The sequence below is a fragment of the Streptomyces sp. NPDC057623 genome (assembly GCF_042800355.1).
Classification (GTDB): domain Bacteria; phylum Actinomycetota; class Actinomycetes; order Streptomycetales; family Streptomycetaceae; genus Streptomyces.
Genome location: NZ_JBHVGZ010000173.1, coordinates 1 through 1,860, shown reverse-complemented (window position 1 = coordinate 1,860; position 1,860 = coordinate 1). Strand labels below are relative to the sequence as shown.

The 1,860-nt window shown below is 67.7% G+C and carries 1 protein-coding gene and 1 pseudogene; one reads left to right on the top strand and one right to left on the bottom strand.

Going from position 1 to position 1,860, the window contains the following annotated elements; genetic code table 11:
* Window positions 1–136 precede the first annotated feature (136 nt).
* Window positions 137–939, top strand: a pseudogene (locus tag ACFU95_RS50940) (IS5 family transposase).
* A 6-nt stretch (window positions 940–945) separates the two neighbouring features.
* Here ACFU95_RS50940 and ACFU95_RS50935 read toward each other — a convergent pair.
* Window positions 946–1,860, bottom strand: a 915-nt coding sequence (locus ACFU95_RS50935) for a DUF2625 domain-containing protein (RefSeq protein WP_383844775.1), incomplete at its 5' end; no start/stop codon positions are given.

Genomic DNA, 1,860 nt, shown 5'->3' with positions numbered 1-1,860 from the left:
AGACGACACACGGCTCCTCAGCCTGCCCACCACCAGCCACAGAAAGCGAAACGGCCCACCGACTCCGTCGGCGGACCGTCACGAAAGATCGAGGTAGGTCGTCTCAACTGGACTGATCACTAGGCTGGTCGTCGTGATGGCGTGGGTGGGACGTCTGGTTCCGGACGGGCTGTGCAAATTGTTTCAACGGGTGGTCCCGGCCGCTCCGGTGCGTCCGCAGGGCGGTGGCCGACGACGGTACGGCGATCGCGAAGTGCTCGCGGCGCGATCCTGTTCGTGGCCACGACGGGCTGTACCTGGCGGCAACTGCCGCCGGTCTTCGGTCCGTCCGGACCCACCGCGCACCGCTGGTTCAGCGAGTGGAGCCGGGCCAGGGTGTGGGGCAGCTCCACCGTCTGGTCCTGGACGAGCTCGGCGCCCGCGGGGAGTTGGACTGGTCGCGGTGCACGATCGACTCGGTGAACATGCGAGCCCTCAAAGGGGGGATCTGACAGGTCCGAATCCCGTAGATCGCGGCAGGAAGGGGTCAAAGATCCACTTGATCACCGAGCGGTCCGGTCTGCCCCTCTCGATCGGGATCTCCGCCGCGAATACTCACGACAGCCAGGGCCTCGAACCCCTTGTGCGCGGCATCCCGCCCGTCCGCTCCCGCCGCGGACCGCGTCGGCGGCGCCCCGCCTAACTCCATGGCGACAAGGGGTACGACTACGACCACGTGCGGCAGTGGCTGCGCTCTCGGAACATCACCCCACGCATCGCCCGCAAGGGCATCGAGCCCTCCAGCGCCTGGGCCGCCACCGCTGGACCGTGGAACGAACGGTGGCCTGGCTTGCCGGGTGCCGCCGTCTTCACCGCCGCTACGAGCGCAAAGCCGAACACTTCCTCACCCTCGCCGGCATCGCAGCCACCCTCATCTGCTACCGGCGTCTGGGTGGGTGAGCCGGTTCATGCGACTCCGAGGAACCCCGGATCGGCGCCGTTGAACTGAAGGCACGAGTTGCGGCTCAGGCTCAGGAGTTCCGCCATGGGCACCCCACGACGGCTGGTCGCCAGCAGATCCCGGCGGGCCTCGGCTGACCACAACGGCGGGAAGAACGACAGTCCCTGCCTGCCATCCAGCACAGCGACTTCGTCGCGCCAGCCATCCCACCGCAGGTCCTCATAGAACTCCCGGAGCCCTCCGGAGAGAATCCAGGACAGCCACCCCGTGTGGCCGGCGCCCAGCACCTCCCAGCCAAGCGCATCGGGGGCGAAGTAGAGGATCTCGCCCGGCTCGCCGGGCCGCCCGGCCTCAGAGGGGTTACCTCCGTTGAGGGTGAAGACCCCGCCCAGCACATCGTGCGCGATCACGAGTCCTGCACCCGACGGCCATGCGGGATCGAACGTCGCCGGCATCGCGTTGATCTCGGCCAGGCCGGGCAGTCCTTCGACGTCGGCACCACTCGGACTTCCGAAGATCCGCACCCATCCGCTGTCCACGAGCAGACCCCCGCGGTTCAGTACGATGCCGCCCAAATTTGATCGGGCGGAGACCTGCAGTTGCAGCAGGGAGGCGCGGCCCCTCTCGGCATCGCCGGGCAGCACCTCAACTGGTACGTCGGTGCCGGACAGCTCCTGAAGGAGGAGCGGCCAGGCTGGATCGTCGACGTTGATCAGCTCATTGACCTCGCGCACCCCCGCATCGTCGCACCAGCACCCGGTCGCTCGGTCCACCGGGCCACTTCGATCCACCAATCGAGATGACCTCCCAGCCTCGGCCCTCCGATTGTGCGACATCCCGTGAGTTCCCTGGAGCCCGGCTGAGTCGCTGACCCCGTAGCCAGGGCGTTCTTCCTCCTTCGTGTGCTCTGCTGGCCTGTG